16 protein-coding genes are annotated in these 18,231 nt (G+C 69.5%); 14 read left to right on the top strand and 2 right to left on the bottom strand.

Annotated features, from left to right (window positions below):
* The first annotated feature begins 8 nt into the window (after positions 1–8).
* The 13 genes from E3O48_RS18190 (at position 9) to E3O48_RS12910 (ending at position 16,035) form a co-directional block, all read left to right on the top strand.
* A complete protein-coding gene (locus E3O48_RS18190) occupies positions 9–4,238 on the top strand; it encodes an Ig-like domain-containing protein (RefSeq protein WP_134539344.1) in 4,230 nt (1,409 codons plus the stop codon).
* A gap of 23 nt (positions 4,239–4,261) precedes the next feature.
* Positions 4,262–5,230, top strand: a complete 969-nt coding sequence (locus tag E3O48_RS12955) for a MoxR family ATPase (RefSeq protein WP_134539342.1) — start codon at positions 4,262–4,264, stop codon at positions 5,228–5,230.
* The gene (locus E3O48_RS12950) at positions 5,227–6,156 is read left to right on the top strand and encodes a DUF58 domain-containing protein (protein WP_241982524.1); all 930 of its coding nucleotides are present in this window, start codon (positions 5,227–5,229) and stop codon (positions 6,154–6,156) included. Before E3O48_RS12955 ends, E3O48_RS12950 begins: the two co-directional genes overlap by 4 nt.
* Positions 6,157–6,173: 17 nt before the next feature.
* Positions 6,174–6,527, top strand: a complete 354-nt coding sequence (locus E3O48_RS18065) for a hypothetical protein (protein WP_241982523.1) — start codon at positions 6,174–6,176, stop codon at positions 6,525–6,527.
* Positions 6,524–8,443, top strand: coding sequence for a transglutaminase domain-containing protein (locus tag E3O48_RS12945; RefSeq protein ID WP_134539340.1), 1,920 nt, complete (start codon positions 6,524–6,526; stop codon positions 8,441–8,443). The genes E3O48_RS18065 and E3O48_RS12945 overlap by 4 nt, the downstream gene beginning before the upstream one ends.
* Positions 8,365–8,877: a hypothetical protein gene (locus E3O48_RS17675; protein ID WP_166788703.1), complete on the top strand. Its 513-nt coding sequence runs from the start codon at positions 8,365–8,367 to the stop codon at positions 8,875–8,877. Before E3O48_RS12945 ends, E3O48_RS17675 begins: the two co-directional genes overlap by 79 nt.
* A gap of 50 nt (positions 8,878–8,927) precedes the next feature.
* Entirely contained in the window at positions 8,928–9,443 is a 516-nt protein-coding gene (locus E3O48_RS12940) for an FHA domain-containing protein (RefSeq protein WP_134539339.1), read from the top strand.
* Positions 9,444–9,602: 159 nt separating this feature from the next.
* Positions 9,603–11,048, top strand: coding sequence for a 3-isopropylmalate dehydratase large subunit (gene leuC / locus E3O48_RS12935; protein WP_134539337.1), 1,446 nt, complete (start codon positions 9,603–9,605; stop codon positions 11,046–11,048).
* Between the two features lie 2 nt (positions 11,049–11,050).
* Positions 11,051–11,659 carry a 3-isopropylmalate dehydratase small subunit gene (gene leuD, locus E3O48_RS12930; RefSeq protein ID WP_134539335.1) on the top strand — a complete coding sequence of 203 codons (609 nt, stop codon included), beginning with the start codon at positions 11,051–11,053 and terminating at the stop codon, positions 11,657–11,659.
* Positions 11,660–11,760: 101 nt separating this feature from the next.
* Positions 11,761–13,089 carry a UDP-N-acetylglucosamine 1-carboxyvinyltransferase gene (murA, locus tag E3O48_RS12925; protein ID WP_134539647.1) on the top strand — a complete coding sequence of 443 codons (1,329 nt, stop codon included), beginning with the start codon at positions 11,761–11,763 and terminating at the stop codon, positions 13,087–13,089.
* A 7-nt stretch (positions 13,090–13,096) separates the two neighbouring features.
* Positions 13,097–13,906, top strand: a complete 810-nt coding sequence (locus E3O48_RS12920; RefSeq protein WP_370249972.1) for a lysophospholipid acyltransferase family protein — start codon at positions 13,097–13,099, stop codon at positions 13,904–13,906.
* Positions 13,896–15,023, top strand: coding sequence for an NAD(P)H-dependent glycerol-3-phosphate dehydrogenase (locus E3O48_RS12915; RefSeq protein ID WP_134539333.1), 1,128 nt, complete (start codon positions 13,896–13,898; stop codon positions 15,021–15,023). Before E3O48_RS12920 ends, E3O48_RS12915 begins: the two co-directional genes overlap by 11 nt.
* The gene (locus E3O48_RS12910; protein WP_134539331.1) at positions 14,926–16,035 is read left to right on the top strand and encodes a D-alanine--D-alanine ligase family protein; all 1,110 of its coding nucleotides are present in this window, start codon (positions 14,926–14,928) and stop codon (positions 16,033–16,035) included. Before E3O48_RS12915 ends, E3O48_RS12910 begins: the two co-directional genes overlap by 98 nt.
* Before the next feature lie 7 nt (positions 16,036–16,042).
* Here the strand turns inward: E3O48_RS12910 and E3O48_RS12905 are convergent, their stop codons facing one another.
* Complete coding sequence (locus E3O48_RS12905) at positions 16,043–16,558, bottom strand: DUF3515 family protein (RefSeq protein WP_134539329.1); 516 nt, start codon at positions 16,556–16,558, stop codon at positions 16,043–16,045.
* 24 nt (positions 16,559–16,582) lie between these two features.
* Here E3O48_RS12905 and thiL point away from each other — a divergent pair, with 24 nt between their 5' ends.
* Positions 16,583–17,590: a thiamine-phosphate kinase gene (gene thiL, locus E3O48_RS12900; RefSeq protein ID WP_134539328.1), complete on the top strand. Its 1,008-nt coding sequence runs from the start codon at positions 16,583–16,585 to the stop codon at positions 17,588–17,590.
* Between the two features lie 30 nt (positions 17,591–17,620).
* Here thiL and E3O48_RS12895 read toward each other — a convergent pair whose 3' ends face one another.
* Positions 17,621–18,214, bottom strand: a complete 594-nt coding sequence (locus E3O48_RS12895) for an RsmD family RNA methyltransferase (RefSeq protein ID WP_134539326.1) — start codon at positions 18,212–18,214, stop codon at positions 17,621–17,623.
* Between the last annotated feature and the right edge of the window lie 17 nt (positions 18,215–18,231).

The following is an 18,231-nucleotide window of genomic DNA, read 5'->3' as shown; positions in this document are numbered from 1 at the left end:
GGGATGAGGTGACGCCGCCCGAGGAGGAGGACTCCGAGGAGGGTGACGAGAAGGCGTCGCAGCAGTCGTTCGAGGACACCCTGGCGGAGCGCACGCCGCAGAACCGGGCACCGCTCGCCCACGACGACGAGTACGGGGTGCGACCGGGCAAGACGACGGTGTTGCCGGTGCTCGAGAACGACACGGATCCTGACGGTGATGTGCTCACGGTGGTCAATACCAACGGTTTTTCGGAGGCACAGGGACGCCTGGATTACATCGACGGCGGGCGGGCGTTGCAGTTCACGCCGGCGCCGGCGATGGCGGGCACGGCGACTTTCCGATACACGGTGGCGGATGGGCGGGGTGCGGTCGCGGAGGCGAGCGTGAATCTGACGGTCCGTCCGGCGGACCAGAACCTGGCGCCGGTCTCGCACCGGGCGGGGGCGATCAGCGTGGAGCAGGGCCAACTGGTCAGTTACAACGTGCTCAGCGACTGGATCGACCCCGACGGCGATGACATCTATCTGGTCAGTGCGTCGCCGACGACCGGCGACGGGGTGCGGTTCGGCCCGGAGGGGTTCGTGACCTTCGAGAGTAAGACGGCCGAGTTGGGGGTGAAGGAGGTGCCGTTCGTGGTGTCGGACGGTGTCGTCCAGGCTTCGGGGGTGCTCACGGTGGATGTGAAGGCTCCGGGGTCGTTGAATCCGGTGGGCACGCCCGATTTCGCGAGCACGTTCGTGGGGGAGACGGTTCTGGTCGAACCGTTGAAGAATGACGTGTCGCCGTCGGGGGCGGCGTTGGGTTTGATCGGGGTGACGGATGTTCCCGGGTCGGTGTCGGCGGTGGCGAACCTGGATCGGGGCACGGTGGCGTTCTCAGCGCCGGAGGCCGGCAGTTACGTGTTCACCTACAGCCTGGGCGCGGGCGCGGCATCCAGCGTCGGTCTGATCCGGGTGGATGTGAAGGAGAGCCCGGCCGGGCAGTCGCCGCCGATCGCGGTCAAGGACACCGCCTATCTGCGCGCGGGGGAACCGTTGACGGTTCCGGTGTTGAACAATGATGTGTCGCCGACCGGGCGGGTGCTGGCGGTGCAGTCGGTCGACACGAGCGCGACCGACGACCTGGTCACGGTCGAGATCCTCACCAACACGGTGTTGCGGGTGACGACGTCGGCGGCGTTGACGCAGCAGGTGCAGTTCACCTACACGATCAGTGACGGGCAGGGCACGTCCACGGCCGGGATCACGGTGGTGCCGGTGCCGCCGCTGGTCAAGCATCAGCCGCCGGTGGCAGTGGACGATTCGGTGAATGTGCGGGCGGGGGACATCGTCAGCGTCCCCGTGCTGGCCAATGATTACCATCCGGATTCGGCGACGATGAGCGTGTTGCCGGTGCTGGCGGATGTCACGAACGCGGGCGGGCTGGCGTTCGTGACGGGCAACCAGGTGCGTTTCCAGGCGCCGAAGGAGCCCGGCGCGTTCAGTGTCGCGTACACGATCACCGACCCGTATCTGGAGACGGCGACCGCGGTGGTGCATTTCACCGTGGTGGGGCCGGACACGGCAAACAACCAGGCGCCGACGCCGGTGCCGTTGACGATGCGCACCTTCGCCGATTCGACGATCGAGGTGAAGGTGCCCCTGGACGGCATCGATCCTGACGGGGATTCCGTGTTCCTGAAGGAGGTGACGAGTCCGCCGGGCCTGGGCCGGATCATCCGGCAGGGCAGCGACTCGTTCGTGTATCAGGCGTTCCCCGGCACGGCCGGCACGGACACGTTCACCTACGAGGTGGAGGACACCCTGGGTTCCACGGCGAAGGGGACGGTGCGGATCGGGGTGATTCCGCGGCCGGTGGCGTTGTTGCCGCCGAACGCGGTCGATGATGCGATCGAGATCAAGCCGGGGCGCACCGGGTCGATCCCGGTGGTGCTGAACGACTCCGATCCGAACGGGTACAAGCTGACCCTGGCCAAGAAGCTGCCCGAGGTGGCCGACGGCATCCGGGCGAAGGTCAACGGCAGCCGGATCATCGTCGACGCGCCCGAGGTCGAGGGCACCTACACGCTCCGTTACGCGATCAGCAACGGCCATGGCGGGGCGGCAACGGCGTTCGTGCAGGTGAAGGTCACCCAGGACGCGAAGGCGCAGTACCCGACGGCCACGGACCATTACCTCGAGCCGAAGCAGGTTCTGGCGAAGGATAACGTCACGCTCACGGTGCGCGACAAGGCCGAGAACCCGGGCGGCCTGGTCGAGGACCTGACGGTCAGCCTCGAGGGCCCGAACGCGGCATCCGGTGAGGTCGGGCCGGGCGGCAAGGTCACGGTGACGCCGACGAACGTGCGCCAGGCCATCGCCTACCGGTTGACCAACGAGATCGATCACCTCAGCGCCACCGCGTTCATCATCGTGCCGGCCAAGCCCGACGGCAACGAGAAGAAGAAACCGGTGGAGGAGCAGGTGTTCCCGCCGCCGTTCCTCAAGCCGTTGCCCGAGCAGCTCGTGCGGATGAACGGGTCCAAGAACTGGACCGTCGCCGACATCGTCGAGGTGCCCTCGGGCCGGCCTGCGCTGGTGTTGTCCGCGTCGGCGACCAACAGCAACGGGGCCGCGGTGCAGCTCGACCCGACCACGCTCGGCTTCGTGCCCCGGAAGGACTTCCGCGGTCCGGCGTCGGTCACCTTCGTCGTCACCGACGGCAGCTCCGCGGCCGACCCGAAGGGTAACCAGGCGACGCTGACGATCCCGATCACCGTCGGCGACCCGAACTCCGAAGACGTGCCGCCCACGTTCACCCCGCCGAACGTGACGATCGAGGCCGGCGAGACGGCCCTGGCCGTGATCCTGCGCGCCTCCAGCGGCCACCCGAACCCGCAGGTCATCGAGCAGCTCCGCTACGGGACCCTGACCGGGTCGAGCACGGATGTCGCGGCGAACCTCGACGGGGCGAACCTCGTCGTCTCGGCGCCGCTGGGCGTGCAGCCCGGCAGCAAGGTCACCCTGTCGTTCACGGTCACCTACAAGGAATTCACCATCCCCGGTTCGGTGAACGTGACCGTGGTGTCCTCGACCCGTGCGAAACCGCAGGCCGTGGACGACGCCGGCCCGAACGGGGAGGGCATCGAGACCCGGCCGGGCACCACCCTGACCATCCCCGTGCTCGACAACGACTACAACCCGTACTCGGCCGAGGCCAAACCGCTCACCGTGATCAAGGCGGACATCGAACAGCAGGTCGGCACCGCCACCGTCAGCCATACCGCCTCCGGTGTCACCGTCAAGACCGGCTCCGGCGCGACCGGCACCCTCACCGTGGTCTACCGCATCCAGGACGCCACCCGTGACCCCCTGCGAGAAACCCAGGGACGAGTCACCCTCGTCGTCCGCAACGCCCCCGACGCCCCCAAGCAGCCGTCCGCCAGCGCCGGAGACGGACGCGTCACCATCCGCTTCAGCGCGCCGGCCGCGAACAACTCACCGATCACCGGCTGTGTCGTGCGCTACGACGGCAAGACCGAGAGAGGGTGCGCGGCCGGGGTCGACTGTGTGCTTCCCGCGACGAACGGCCAATCGTTCACGGCGACGGTCGCGGCGGTCAACGCCATCGACGAGGGTGCCCCGTCGCCCGCCAGCCGGGCGGTCACCCCCTACGGTGCTCCCACGGCGCCCCGGAACCCGGACATCACCTCCAACGGGAACGCGCCCGCCAGGCTCACGATGAGCTGGAATGCCCCGGCCCAGACCGGCGGCGGCCCGGTGCGCTACCAGTGGCAGCTGAACTCCGGCGGCTGGAACGACACGACCGGCACGTCGGCGTCGGTCTCCGGCAAGGGCGCCGGGCAATACTCCTTCGAGGTGCGCGCCATCAACAGCGGCGGCGGGGCAGTCGGCCCCGTGGCGGCATCCAGCCCGGTGCAGGTCAGCGACCCGCCGCCGCCCGCGCCGACCGGCACCGTCCTGAAGGGCAATCCGGCCCCGTATTGCATCGGCTGCCGCTATGTCGGAGCGGACTTCGCCAATCTGCCGAGTGGGAATTACTCGGTGATCACGGAAATCAACGGCAGCAGTGCCACCTTCTCGACCACGACCGTGAACCTCGGCGGGAATGGGCGACTCTGGCTGCAAAACGGCCTGGGAAAGCGAAACTCCGACTCGATCCGGGTGCGCTTCACCAACAACGGAACCGGCGCCGTCTATCACACGCGGGCAACGACGAACTGGGACGGGCTGGGCGTCACGCCCGGCGGTCCTTAGCAAAAATGAAACAGGAGCACCAGATGACAGTCACCCAGGAGCAGGCGGACTGGTTCGCCGACGCCTTCGGCAAACTCGCCGACAACGTCAACCAGGCGATCCTCGGCAAGGACCACGTCGTGCGCCTCGTCGTCGCCGCGATGCTGACCAGCGGCCACGTGCTGCTGGAGGACTTCCCCGGAACCGGCAAGACCGTGCTCGCCAAGGCCCTCGCGAAGACGCTCGACGGAACCAACTCCCGGATCCAGTTCACCCCTGACCTGCTGCCCTCAGATGTGACCGGCGTCACCATCTACGACCAGGGCAAGGGCATCTTCGAGTTCCACAGGGGGCCGATCTTCGCGTCGATCGTGCTCGCCGACGAGATCAACCGGGCCAGCCCGAAGACCCAGTCGGCGCTGCTCGAGGTCATGGAGGAGGGGCGGGTCACGGTCGACGGGGTCAGCCACGAGGTCGGCAACCCGTTCATGGTGATCGCCACCCAGAACCCGGTCGAGCAGGCCGGCACCTACACCTTGCCGGAGGCGCAGCTCGACCGGTTCCTGATCAAGACGAGCCTCGGCTACCCCGATCACGCCACCGCCGTCACCCTGCTGCTCGACTCGTCCAACCGGGCCCGCGACTCGAAGATCACCCCGATCATCGCGTCCGGCTCCGTGAACACGATGGCCCAGCTCGCCTCCGACGTGTTCGTCGACGCCGCCGTGTTGAGCTACCTGAACGAGATCGTCACGGCCACCCGCACCGATCCCTCGTCGACCCTCGGCGTCAGCATGCGCGGCGCGCTCGCCCTCGCCCGGGCCGCGAAGACCTGGGCGCTGTCCCAGGGGCGCACCTACGTGACCCCCGACGACATCCGCGACCTCGCCGTTCCCGTGCTCGCTCACCGCATCATGGTCGAGCCGGAGGCGGACTTCGCCGGCGTCACGGCCGAGGACATCGTCAGCCGGATCCTCGTCGAGGTCGCACCGCCCGCCTACCGCGCCGCATGAGCCGCGTCGCCGAGAAGGCACCCCGCCGGGTGACCCAGGCCGAACAGGCACTGGACGGCATCCGGCGTGCCCTCGGCGACGCCCTGCGCCACGCCCGGCGCCTGGTCGGCCAGCTCCTGGCCCGCGGCTGGGCATTCATCAGGCCGGTGACGGATGTCGTCGGCCCTGTCGGCTGGCTCGTGCTCGCCGCCGCCGCCGGAGCGTTCGTTCTCGCCGGGACGTTCGGCTGGAGCGAGTTCACCTACCTCGCCACCACCCTCCTGGCCGCGTTCCTCATCGCCGTGGGCTTCGTCTTCGGCCGGGCGACCTACGCAGTCGAACTGCAGCTGAACCCGCACCGGGTCGTGGCGGGGGAGCGCGCCCTCGGCCAGATGGCGGTCATCAACTCCGGCGAGAAGGGGCTGCTCCCCGCGCGGATGGAACTCCCGGTGGGCAACGGCCTGGGCGAGTTCGTCATCCCCGGCCTGGCCGCCGCCGCCCGGCACGAGGAACTGTTCGCCGTGCCGACCCACCGGCGCGCGGTGATCGTCGCCGGCCCGGCCGTGTCCGTGCGCGGCGACCAGCTCGGGCTGCTGCGCCGCACCGTGCGCTGGACCGACCCGGTCGAGCTCTTCGTCCACCCGGTCACCGCCCGGCTCCAGGCCTCCGCAGCGGGACTCGTGCGCGACCTCGAGGGCGAGATCACCAAGAAGATCACCAATAACGACATCTCCTTCCATGCGCTCCGCGCCTACGTGCCCGGCGACGCGCTGAGGAACGTGCACTGGCGCACCTCGGCCCGCACCGGCCAGCTGATGGTGCGTCAGTTCGAGGAGACGCGCCGCTCCCAGCTGACCATCGTGCACATGCCGAGTCGGCCGGCTACTCCTCCGACGAGGAATTCGAGCTCGGCGTCTCGGTCACGGCGTCCCTCGCCCTTCAGGTGATCCGCGACGGCACCCGGGTGAGCGTGGTCACCGAGGGCAGGCTGCTGAAGACGGCGACACCGGTGGCCCTTCTGGACGACTCCTGCCGGATCGACCCGGTCTTCGGGAGATACCCGACCCTGCGCGATTTCGCCAGGGACGCCACCCGGCGCCTGCCCGAACCGAGCGTGGTGACGATCGTCGCCGGATCGCAGGTCGACCTGGCCGAGTTCCGTGCCGTGCAGACGCTCTTCGGGCAGGACGCCAAGACGGTCGCCTTCCGCATCGACGAAGGCGCGACGCCCCGTGTCTCCGCAGTATCAGGACTCACCGTGATCACCGTGGGCCACCTCACCGACCTGCCCGCCCTGCTGCGCCGGGTGAACCGATGAGCCGGTTGCAGCCGTTCCCCGCCCGGGCCGGCGCCGACCTGGCCGTGCTCGGCACCCTGGCCGTGCTCGGTGTGCTCGGCCTGGAAACGTCGTTCGGCGACTACAACTTCCTTCTCGCCGGGCTCGGCGGACTGATCGTCGGCACCGGCGCCGCCATCCTCGGCTTCCGCCTGCGCCTGGGCGCCCTGGTCGGCGTCCTCGCCGCGATCCTCGCCTACTTCCTGCTCGGCACCCCGTTCACCATGCCGGCACAGGGTCTGCTCGTCGTGTTCCCCAGCGTCGCCTCCGCCGCCGGACTCGCCGTCGGCGCGGTCTTCGGCTGGGCCGACATCGTCACCCTCGGAACGCCCGTCGAGGCACCGTACTACATGCCCGTGCTGCCCTATTTCGCCGCCTGGCTGATCGCCGTGGTCGGCAGCATGCTCGCCCTGCGCTGGTTGCCGCCCCGCCGGCGAACGGTCTGGCGGGCGAGCGCCCTCCTTGTCGGCCCGGTCCTCCTCTACCTTGCCGGCATCCTGATGGGCACCGACGAGCCGTACCTGGCCGGACTCCGCGGCGTCGCCTTCGCCGTGATCGCGCTCGTCTGGCTGGGCTGGCGCCGCCCCGACACCGACCGGGGCGACGTGCCGGGAGCCCGCCGGCAGCTGCGTCGCAAACTGGCCGGCACGGTCGTCGTCGTGGTCGGGGCGATCCTGAGCGGCTCGTTGGCCGGTACCGCGCTCGCCCCCGTGCAGAAGGACCGATTCGTGTTGCGGGAGGAGATCCAGCCGCCGTTCGACCCCCTGGCGTTCCCGAGCCCGCTGGCCGGATTCCGCCGCTACACCAAGACCCTCGCCGACACCGCCCTGTTCACGGCCACGGGTATGGCGACCGGGCAGGTCCTCCGCCTCGCCAGCATGGATTCCTACGACGGGAAGCTGTGGAACGTCGCAGCGGCCGATGACGAGGCCGGCGGATCCGGCAGCTTCCGCCTCGTCGGGCGCACGATTCCCCGCCCCCCGCTGGTGACAATCGTTCAATCGAGCGTCGTCACGATCACCGACTCCGGCTACGCGGACGTCTGGCTGCCCGGCGTCGGTTACCCGAGCACGATCGACTTCGACGACGCCGCCAGCAGTGCGGAGGCCGAGAGCCTGCGCTACAACGCCGGCAGCGGCACCGCCGTGCTGACCGCCGGTGTGAAGAGCGGCTATCGGTACACCACCAGGGCCCAACTGCAGCAGACCTACAAGGACGAGGACCTCGAGGCCGTCCCGGTCGCGGCGATGACCCTGCCGGCGGCAGAGAACATCCCCGACGTCGTCGTGGCCAAGGCGGCGGAGTACACCGGCGGCGCGGACACCCCGATCGACAAGCTCCGCGCCATTCAGAAGGCCCTGAAGACTCAGGGCTTCCTCAGCCACGGCCTGGCCTCCGACGGCGTCCCCTCCCGGGCAGGCCACGGTGCGGACCGGATCGACGAGCTCTTCACCCGCAGTCAGATGGTCGGCGACCAGGAGCAGTACGCCGCCGCCATGGCGTTGATGGCCCGCAGCCTCGGCTACCCGTCCAGGGTCGTGATGGGCTTCGCCCCCGACGTGCCGGAGGGCGCCGCGAGCGTGGAAGTGACCGGTTCCGACGTCACGGCCTGGGTCGAGGTGGCCTTCGACGGGATCGGCTGGGTTCCGTTCTTCCCGACTCCCGACCGACAGATGTCCCCCAGGACCAGACCCCGAAGCCCAAGTCCGTTCCGCAGCCCCAGGTGCGCCAGCCGCCCCGCTCCGACAACCAGTCCGATGACCTCCTCACCGCCGTCGAGATCGACGACACCAAGAAGGATGACAAGGGCACAGGGCTGGTGCTGCCCGGGTGGGCGTGGGTCGTCATCGGCGTCATCGGAATCCCGGCCCTCCTGGTCGGCGGCCCCCTGCTCGTGATCGGCGCGCTCAAGGCCCGGCGGCGCCGCCGCCGGCGCAGCGCGGGCAGCGGCGACCTTCGGGTGGCCGGATCCTGGGACGAACTGACCGACGGATACTCCGAGCTGGGCTTCGAGGTTCCCCGCGGCACCACGCGGCTCCTCGTCGCCGCCGCGTTGGAGAGCCAGCTGGCCGGTCAGCAGCCGGCCGGTCAGTATCCGGTATCCGCCGGGCTCACCCCCCTGGCCGGGCGGGTCGACCGTGCCGTGTTCAACGGCCGGGAGATCGACGACGACCTCGTGGAGCAGAGCTGGGCCGAGGCCCTCGACTCACTCGGGATCGCCGAGACGTCGGCAGGGCGCCTGCGCCGGCTGGTCGGCCGGTTCCGGATCCGTTCCAGGCGCGATTGGAACAAGCAGGATTGGCGGAAGCGGGACACGAGCAGGCGGAAGTGACCCGCACCGTGCTCCCCGGTGCGACGGTGCTGCATCGGTAGAGTGGCGGGGTGGACAAACCCGGCTTCATCGTTCCCCCGCCATGGCTCGTTCCCGAGCGGGACGATGAATCGACGGTGCCGGCGGAGGATGTCGTCCCGGCCTCGTTCCCGGCCTTCCTGCCTGCCCCGATCGGCGGGATGCCCGCCCCCGCACTGCCGCCGCGGTCGGTGCCGGCCCCGGAGCAGTCATCGGTCGCCGCCTGGCGGCTGACCCTCGACGATGGGCAATCGATCGTCGTCACGGGGACGCTCGTGCTGGGCCGTGACTCGGCCGAGGTCGCTTCCCGCCCGCACGCCGGGCTCGTTCGCGTGCACGACCCTGCCAGGTCCGTCTCGAAGACGCACGCCGTGATCGACCCGGGCGGCCAGACCCTCTCGGTGACCGACCTCGGCTCCACCAACGGGGTGTCGATCACGGACCCCGACGGCCGGGTGACCGATCTCGACCCGAACGGGCAAGGAATTCTTGAAGCAGGATCACGCCTGATCCTGGGCGAATTCGGCGTCACCGTCAGCCGCGAATGAGCGCCGCTTCCGGTCTCGCCGCAGGCGAAGTGTTAGCCTGTCGGAGTGCTGTTCGGTCGACTTCTTCTTCTCTGCCGCGACGAGTCCCAGTTCTGAGGCCTCCCTTGTCGCGGAGTCTGTCGTTGGCTGCCACCAATCTTGAGGAAGACGCACACACACATGACTGACGCAACATTCACGGGCACCCGACCGCGCACCCTGGCCGAGAAGGTCTGGGACAAGCACCTCGTCGCCAAGGGCGAGGACGGCACACCCGACCTCATCTACATCGATCTGCACCTCGTGCACGAGGTGACCAGCCCGCAGGCCTTCGACGGTCTCCGCCTGGCCGGCCGCCCCGTGCGACGCCCGGACCTGACCATCGCCACGGAAGACCACAACACCCCGACGCTGGCGATCGACCGGCCCATTGCGGACCCCACCAGCCGCACCCAGATCGAGACCCTGCGCCGCAACTGCGAGGAATTCGGCATCCGCCTGCACTCCCTCGGCGACATCGAGCAGGGCATCGTGCACGTCGTCGGACCGCAGCTCGGGCTCACCCAGCCCGGGATCACCGTCGTCTGCGGCGACTCCCACACCTCCACCCACGGCGCCTTCGGGGCGATGGCCCTCGGCATCGGCACCAGCGAGGTCGAACACGTCATGGCCACGCAGACGCTGCCGCTGCAGCCGTTCAAGACGATGGCGATCACCGTCGACGGCACCCTGCGCCCCGGCGTGACGGCCAAGGACATCATCCTCGCAGTGATCGCGAAGATCGGCACCGGCGGCGGCCAGGGCTATGTGCTCGAGTACCGTGGCAGCGCCATCCGGGACCTCTCGATGGAGGGCCGGATGACGATCTGCAACATGTCGATCGAGGCCGGCGCGCGGGCCGGCATGGTGGCTCCGGATGCGACCACCTACGCCTACCTGAAGGGCCGCGCCCACGCGCCGTCCGGCCAGGACTGGGACGACGCCGTCGCCTACTGGGACACCCTCCCGACCGACGACGGCGCCGTCTTCGATGCGGAGGTCGTGCTCGACGCGGACTCCCTCGAACCCTTCGTCACCTGGGGCACAAACCCCGGCCAGGGCGTCTCCCTCAGCGAGACTGTGCCTGACCCGGCCGGCATCGTCGACGCGAACGAACGCGCCGCCGCCGAGCGTGCCCTCGACTACATGGACCTCACCGCGGGCACCCCGATGAAGGAGATCAGGGTCGACACCGTCTTCCTCGGCTCCTGCACCAACAGCCGGGTCGAAGACCTCCGCGCCGCCGCCGAGATCGTCAAGGGGCACTCCCTCGCCGACGGGGTGCGGATGCTCGTCGTGCCCGGTTCCGCACGGGTGCGGATCGAGGCGGAGGCAGAGGGCCTCGACAAGGTCTTCACCGACTTCGGCGCCGAGTGGCGGTTCGCCGGCTGCTCGATGTGCCTCGGCATGAACCCCGACCAGCTCGCCCCCGGTGAGCGCTGCGCCTCGACCAGTAACCGCAACTTCGAAGGCCGGCAGGGCAAGGGCGGACGCACCCACCTCGTGTCCCCGCTCGTCGCCGCGGCCACCGCGATCCGCGGAACCCTGTCCAGCCCGTGGGACCTGATCCAGGATGGAGACAACTGACCATGGAGAAGTTCACGACCGTCACGGGAATCGCGCTGCCGCTGCGCCGATCCAACGTCGACACCGACCAGATCATCCCGGCCGTCTACCTCAAGCGCGTCACCAAGACCGGGTTTGACGACGCGCTCTTCGCCGCCTGGCGGCAGGACCCCGACTTCGTGCTCAACCAGCCGGCCTACCGGGGAGCCAGGGTGCTCGTCGCCGGCGCCGACTTCGGCACCGGTTCCTCCCGCGAGCACGCCGTGTGGGCGCTCCGCGACTACGGTTTCGACGTCGTGCTCAGCCCGCGCTTCGGCGACATCTTCCGGGGCAATTCCGGCAAGCAGGGATTGCTCGCGGGCCAGATCACCGAGGCGGACGCGCAACTGCTCTGGGACGAAATCGAGGCCGACCCGGGAATAGAACTCACCGTCGATCTGGTTGCCCGCACTGCACGGGTCGGCGATCTGACGATCCCGTTCCTGATCGACGACTACACCCGTTGGCGCCTTCTCGAAGGCCTCGACGACATCGGCTTGACCCTGCGCGACGAGGCGCGGATCTCAGAATTCGAATCCCATCGGGAGCCCTGGCGGCCCCGTACTCTCCCCGTGAAGCAGGTAAATCAGTGAGCACAGTCAGTGAAGTCGAGCGCAATCGTGAAGTCGCGCAGCAGCGTGAAGATGAGCAGAACCGCGAGAACGCGCAGAACGCCCAGAACTGGGGCGCAGCCGTGGGGTTGAAGGGCGACAAGATCACCATCCGCGGCGGCATCCCGTTGCGCGGTCGGATCGAGCTGAAGGGCGCGAAGAACCTGGTCACGAAGGCCATGGTGGCCGCTCTGCTCGGGGAGAGCCCGAGTGTGCTCAAGAACGTGCCGAACATCAGCGACGTGCGCATCGTGCGCGAGCTGCTCGAGGTGCACGGCGTCAAGGTCACCGACGGCGTCGAGCCCGGCGAACTGCTCCTCGACCCGGTCGACGTCGAGAGCGCCCACTTCGCCGCGATCGACGCGCACGCCGGCTCCTCCCGCATCCCGATCCTGTTCTGCGGGCCGCTGCTGCACCGCCTCGGCGAGGCGTTCATCCCCGATCTCGGCGGCTGCCGCATCGGCGACCGCCCGATCGACTACCACCTCGATGTGCTGCGCAAGTTCGGCGCCGTGGTCGAGAAGCAGCCCAACGGCATCCGGATGTCCGCACCCAACGGCCTCAAGGGCACCAAGGTGTCCCTGCCGTATCCGAGCGTCGGAGCGACCGAGCAGGTGCTCCTCACCGCCGTTCGCGCCGAGGGCATCACCGAGCTCAAAGGCGCGGCGATCGAGCCGGAGATCATGGATCTCATCAACATCCTGCAGAAGATGGGCGCCATCATCACGGTCGACACCGACCGGGTGATCCGGATCGAGGGCGTCGAACGGCTCGAGGGCTACAACCACCGTGCCCTGTTCGACCGGAACGAGGCGGCCAGCTGGGCCGCCGCCGCCCTGGCCACCGACGGCGACATCTTCGTCGGCGGCGCCAAGCAGGCCGAGATGCTCACCTTCCTCAACGTGTTCCGCAAGGTCGGCGGCGCGTTCGACATCGAGGACGACGGCATCCGCTTCTACCACCCGGGCGGCGACCTGAAGCCCGTCATCATCGAAACGGATGTGCACCCGGGCTTCATGACCGACTGGCAGCAGCCGCTCGTCGTCGCCCTCACCCACGCGCACGGCGTCTCGATCGTGCACGAGACCGTGTACGAGCAGCGGTTCGGCTTCGTCGACGCTCTCGTGGACATGGGTGCCACGATCCAGATCCACCGTGAATGCCTCGGCGGGCATCCCTGCCGCTTCGGCCAGCGCAACTTCAACCACTCGGCCGTCATCACCGGTCCGACGAAGCTGCACGGCGCCGACATCGAGGTTCCCGACCTGCGCGGCGGTTTCAGCCACCTGATCGCGGCGCTCACCGCCGAGGGCACCTCGACCGTCAGCAACGTGGGGATCATCAGCCGCGGCTACGAGAACTTCATCACCAAGCTCGAACTGTTGGGGGCTGACTTCGATCTCGAAGGATAATGGGCCTGTGCCAGTTCCCGATGAAGAGTCCCAGCCGGATGAACCACTGCCGAAGCAACGAGTGACGAAGACGAGGGAAGGGTCGGAGACCACCCGGCCGTCGGTCTTCTGGGTGCTGGCGGCCCTCGTGCTGCCACTGATCAACCTGTCGGTGCGCTACAAGATCACCGATGCCGGCAAGTTCCCGCGGTCGGGCGCGTTCGTGATGGCGCCCAACCACTTCAGCGAGATCGACCCGCTGGTGATGGGCGTCCTGAGCTGGAAGCTGGGGCGTGCGCCCCGGTTCATGGCGAAGGCTTCCGTCTTCGCGATCCCCGTGCTCGGCGCCCTGCTGCGCAAGTCCGGGCAGATCCCGGTCGCCCGGGGCGGTGCCGTGCGCGGAAACGAACCGGTCAAGGCAGCCGAACGGCTCGTCCGCAACGGCCAGATGGTCGTCGTCTACCCCGAGGGATCGCTCACCCGCGACCCCGACCTGTGGCCGATGCGCGGCAAGACGGGGGCGGTGCGGATCGCCCTCGAACAGGGAATCCCGATCGTCCCGGTCGCCCACTGGGGCACCCAGGCGCTGCTTCCCCGGTATTCGAAGAGGGTCAGCCTGTTTCCGCGCAAGACGGTGCTGGTCAAGATCGGCGACCCGATCGACCTGGCCGAATTCCGCGGCCGCAACCTGGACACGGCGACGCTGAACGAGGCGACCACCATCGTCATGGAAGCCATCACGCACCTGCTCGAAGACCTCCGCGGGGAGAAAGCGCCCGTGAAGCGCTGGAATCCCGCCGAACACGATCAGAAAGAGACCGGCCGTTTTGAAGCCTAAGGTTCAGCCAGGCAAGCGGGTCGCCGTTCTCGGTGCCGGCAGCTGGGGCACCACATTCGCGAAGATCCTGGCCGACGGCGGAGCGGACGTCGTGCTCTGGGCGCGCCGCCCCGAACTGGCCAGGGAGATCACCGAGGGGCGCCGCAACAGCGACTACCTCCCCGGCATCAACCTGCCCGCCGGGCTCCGCGCCACCTCACGGCTCGACCTCGCCCTCGCCGGCGCGGAACAGGTCTTCGTCTCCGTGCCGAGCCAGTCGCTGCGGGAGAACCTGATCCTCGCCGAGCCGTTCCTCGCGCCCGGCGCGATCGTCGTCTCCCTGATGAAGGGCGTCGAGCGCGGCTCCGGCATGCGGATGAGCGAGATCATCGCCGAGGTCCTGCCGATCAACCCCGACCTGATCGCGGCCATCTCCGGACCCAACCTCGCCCTCGAGATCGCCAAGGAGCAGCCCACCGCGGCCGTCGTCTCCTCCAACAGCCTCGAAACCGCGCAGGCGGTCGCCATGCTCGCCACGAACCGATACTTCCGCTCCTACGTCAACACGGATGTCATCGGCACCGAGTTCGGCGGCGTGCTCAAGAACCTGATCGCGGTCGCGATCGGCATCGTGGACGGGGTCGGCTACGGCGAGAACACCAAGGCGTCGATCATCACCCGCGGCCTGGTCGAGATGACCGACTTCGCCGTGGCCTACGGCGCCCGGTCGGAGACCCTGGCCGGGCTGGCCGGGCTCGGCGACCTCATCGCGACCTGCCAGTCGCCGCTGTCGCGGAACAACACCGCCGGCCGGCTCCTCGGCCAGGGTTACGGCATCGCCGACGTCGTCAAGCAGATGCAGCAGACCACCGAGGGCCTCGCATCCGTCGGCCCCATTCTCGACCTGGCCCGCGCCAAGGGGGTGGACATGCCCATCGTCGAGCAGGTCCGCCAGGTGCTGGCCGGTACTCTGAAACCGCGGGACCTCGCCCCGCACCTCACCACGGACTCGGATGAGCCGCAGGGCGAAAGGACGATCGATGACTCACAAGCTCACGGTGGCGCTGCTCTTTGGGGGTCGGTCAAGCGAACATTCGATCAGCTGCGCCACGGCGGGCGGCGTCCTGGCGGCAATTGACCGCGAACGCTACAACGTCATCCCGATCGGGATCACCCGGGATGGCGCCTTCGTGCTCGAGGAGGACGACCCGGCCCGGTTCGCGCTGAACCAGGCCGAGCTGCCGGAGGTCTTCGACAACGGCAGTCGGGTGCGCTGGCCGGAGAGCACCCTGAGCCGGCAGCTGACCGTCACGGACGGCGCCGGGCTCGACTCCCGCTCGCTCGGCAACGTCGACCTGGTCTTCCCGATCCTGCACGGGCCGTTCGGGGAGGACGGCACCGTCCAGGGCCTGCTCGAACTCACCGGTCTGCCCTATGTGGGGTCAGGCGTGCTCGCGTCGGCCCTCGGCATGGACAAGCACTTCACCAAGACCGTCTTCCAGCAGGCGTCCCTCCCGGTCGCGCCGTGGCGCACCATCACGGCGGATGACTGGGCCGAAGCCCCCGGGATGGCCCACGCGGCGATCGAGGAACTCGGGCTTCCCGTGTTCGTCAAGCCCGCCAGGGCCGGGTCCAGCGTCGGCGTCAGCAAGGTGTCGACCAGGGACCAGCTCGCCGAGGCGATGCGGGTGGCACTCGCCGAGGACGACAAGGTGCTGATCGAGGCCGGCCTGGTCGGGCGCGAACTCGAGATCGCGGTACTCCAGGGGCGACGCGGGGAGCCGGCCCGGGCATCCGTCGCCGGCGAGGTGCTCGTCCGCGGCCGTGACTTCTACGACTTCGCCGCGAAGTACCTGGGCGCGCCCGGCATCGACCTGGTCTGCCCGGCCGACCTGTCGGCGACGGAACTGGCCGAGATGCAGAGGCTCGCCATCCGCGCGTTCGAGGCCATCGACGGCGCCGGCCTTGCCCGGGTGGACTTCTTCCACACCGCGGACGGCTGGGTGATCAACGAGATCAACACGATGCCGGGGTTCACGCCGATCTCGATGTTCCCCAGCTGCTGGCTCGCCAGCGGCTACACGTATCCGCAGCTGATCGACGAGCTGATCGAAGTGGCGCTCAGCCGCCGCGGAGTCCGGGCGGCCTGAGCCTGCGCTACGGCGCGGGGACCGCCGTGCCGCCGTCGGTGGGGATGGTGAGGTCGTCCACGCCCACGCACTGCCCGGTCGCGGGGATGGCGGACACGGCCTTGGCCAGGTCGACCAGGACGGTCGAACCGCTGACCTTCCCCGAGTCGATCACCAGTTCGGTCGCCGGGTCCCGGCCGTAGGTCGTGTACCGGTAGAGCGGCGCCTCGGAGTCGTCTTCGATCCAGTCGATGCCGTTGACGTTGAGGCAGGGCAGGGTGGTGGGCACCGGCACGGTGACCCCGCAGTGCAGCAGCACAGCGGCCGGGGTGCCCCAGGCGCCGGTGGCCTGCGCGTTCGTCTCGCGCTCGGGCAACGACGCGACGGCCGTCGGCAGGCGCACGATCAGGTCGGCGCAGGTCGGGTTGGCGGCATCCTTGGACGGCTCGAGCGGCACGATCGCGGTGCAACCGGTCAGCAGCACAGTGCCGGCGACGAGCGTGATGCCGACGGCGGCGCGAAGGAGACGGGAGCGGGGGGTCATTGCATTCAGGCTACCGTTTGATGCATGACGAATGCTGCGGCCGCACCGCTCCCCTCGAGCGAGACGCTCGCCGACCTGAGCGAGGGCGAGGTGCTCGCCCGGATCTTCCCGCGACTGCCCGGCTCGGACGCCCAGCTGCTCGGGCCGGGGGACGACGCCGCCGTGCTGCGGGCGCCGGACGGGCGCTACGTGGTGACGACGGACATGATGATCCAGGGCCCGGACTTCCGGCTCGCCTGGTCGACCCCGCACGACCTCGGTTGGAAGGCCGCCGCGACCAACCTGTCGGATGTCGCCGCCATGGGAGCACGACCGACCGCCCTGGTCGTCGCCATCGCAGCGCCCCCGTCGACACCGATCTGGGTGATCGAGGGAATCGCCGACGGGCTCAGGGACGGTTGCGACGCGCTGGCCCCCGGTTGCGGAGTCGTCGGCGGTGACCTGTCCGCCTCCGACGCCCTGACGCTGGCTGTGACGGCCTTCGGCGACCTGGAGGGGCGCGAGCCCGTGTTGCGCTCCGGGGCGCGCCCAGGCGACGTCGTGGCGCTTGCCGGGAGGCTCGGTGACGCCGGGTGGGGGCTGAGCCTGCTGTTCAGGCTCGGGGTCGACGCCGACGGCACCCCGGATGCCGCGCTCGCCGCGGCGCTGCGGGAGCGGCATCCGCGGGAAATCGGTGCCCAGCTCGCCCCGGAGCCGCCGATCGACCGCGGCCCTGCCGCCGCGCTCGCCGGGGCGACCGCGATGCTCGACGTGTCAGACGGGCTCGCCATCGACGCCGGCCGGCTCGCCAGGGCGAGCGGTGTGGGGATCGACTTCGATTCGACGACGCTGGGCGGCCAGGTCGAGCGCGCCCTCGGCGGTGGCGAGGACCACGGGCTGCTGGCCACGTTCCCGGCGGGTGCCGAGCTGCCGGACGGCTTCCGCCGGCTCGGGGTCGTCACGGCCGCGGCCGGCGTGGTGCTGGTCGACGGGACCCCGCACACGCAGGGCGGCTGGGACCCGTACCGCGGCTGGGACGGCGCGGCGGGCTGACCCGGCGACGGGAGAGGCAGGCGGGGCCGGTCAGGCCCGCACGGCGACGGGAGAGGCGTACCAGACGGTGGTGTCGCCGTAGTCCTTGCGCCGTTCGCTCGTGAGACCGGGGCCCCAGGCCGGCTCGGGGGAGCGGGAACTGCGTTCGACGACCACGAGGGCGTCCGCGTCGAGGAGCGGGGCGAGCGCGGCCAGGTTGTGCCCGAGTTCGGTCTCCGCCAGGTCGTACGGCGGGTCGAGGAAGACGAGGTCGAAACCCTCGCCGGTGGCGGCGAGGAACGTTTGCACGGCCTGCGAGCTCACCTTGATCTTCGGGGCGTTCTTCTTCGGGGCGTTCTTCTTCGGGGCGGCACGGAGCACGGCGTCCGTGTTCTTGCGACACAGCTGGGCTGCCCCGAAGCTGTTCTCGACCAGCGTCACGATGCGTGCGCCCCGGCTGGCCGCCTCGAGCCCGAGCGCCCCGGACCCCGCGTACAGGTCGAGAACGCGGGCGCCGCGCACGACGTCGCGGGCGTCGAGGGCCGAGAAGATCGCCTCGCGCACCCGGTCGCTGGTCGGTCGGGTACCGGTCTTCGGCACGGCCAGGGGCAGAGAACCGGCGAACCCGGCGACAATTCGCGTCATGAGATATCGAGCCTATC

Source organism: Cryobacterium sp. HLT2-28, assembly GCF_004402495.1.
GTDB classification, from domain to species: Bacteria; Actinomycetota; Actinomycetes; order Actinomycetales; family Microbacteriaceae; genus Cryobacterium; species Cryobacterium mannosilyticum.
Note: the sequence above shows the minus strand (reverse complement) of the source record. Positions and strands in the feature narration are given on the sequence as shown.

Excerpts from the sequence above, each read along its gene's own strand:
- E3O48_RS12945 (WP_134539340.1), top strand. The coding sequence starts at position 6,524 with ATGAGCCGGTTGCAGCCGTTCCCCGCCCGGGCCGGCGCCGACCTGGCC.
- E3O48_RS12910 (WP_134539331.1), top strand. The coding sequence starts at position 14,926 with ATGACTCACAAGCTCACGGTGGCGCTGCTCTTTGGGGGTCGGTCAAGC.
- E3O48_RS12895 (WP_134539326.1), bottom strand. The coding sequence starts at position 18,214 with ATGACGCGAATTGTCGCCGGGTTCGCCGGTTCTCTGCCCCTGGCCGTG.
- thiL (WP_134539328.1), top strand. The coding sequence starts at position 16,583 with ATGACGAATGCTGCGGCCGCACCGCTCCCCTCGAGCGAGACGCTCGCC.
- leuD (WP_134539335.1), top strand. The coding sequence starts at position 11,051 with ATGGAGAAGTTCACGACCGTCACGGGAATCGCGCTGCCGCTGCGCCGA.
- E3O48_RS12950 (WP_241982524.1), top strand. The coding sequence starts at position 5,227 with ATGAGCCGCGTCGCCGAGAAGGCACCCCGCCGGGTGACCCAGGCCGAA.
- E3O48_RS12955 (WP_134539342.1), top strand. The coding sequence starts at position 4,262 with ATGACAGTCACCCAGGAGCAGGCGGACTGGTTCGCCGACGCCTTCGGC.
- leuC (WP_134539337.1), top strand. The coding sequence starts at position 9,603 with ATGACTGACGCAACATTCACGGGCACCCGACCGCGCACCCTGGCCGAG.
- E3O48_RS12905 (WP_134539329.1), bottom strand. The coding sequence starts at position 16,558 with ATGACCCCCCGCTCCCGTCTCCTTCGCGCCGCCGTCGGCATCACGCTC.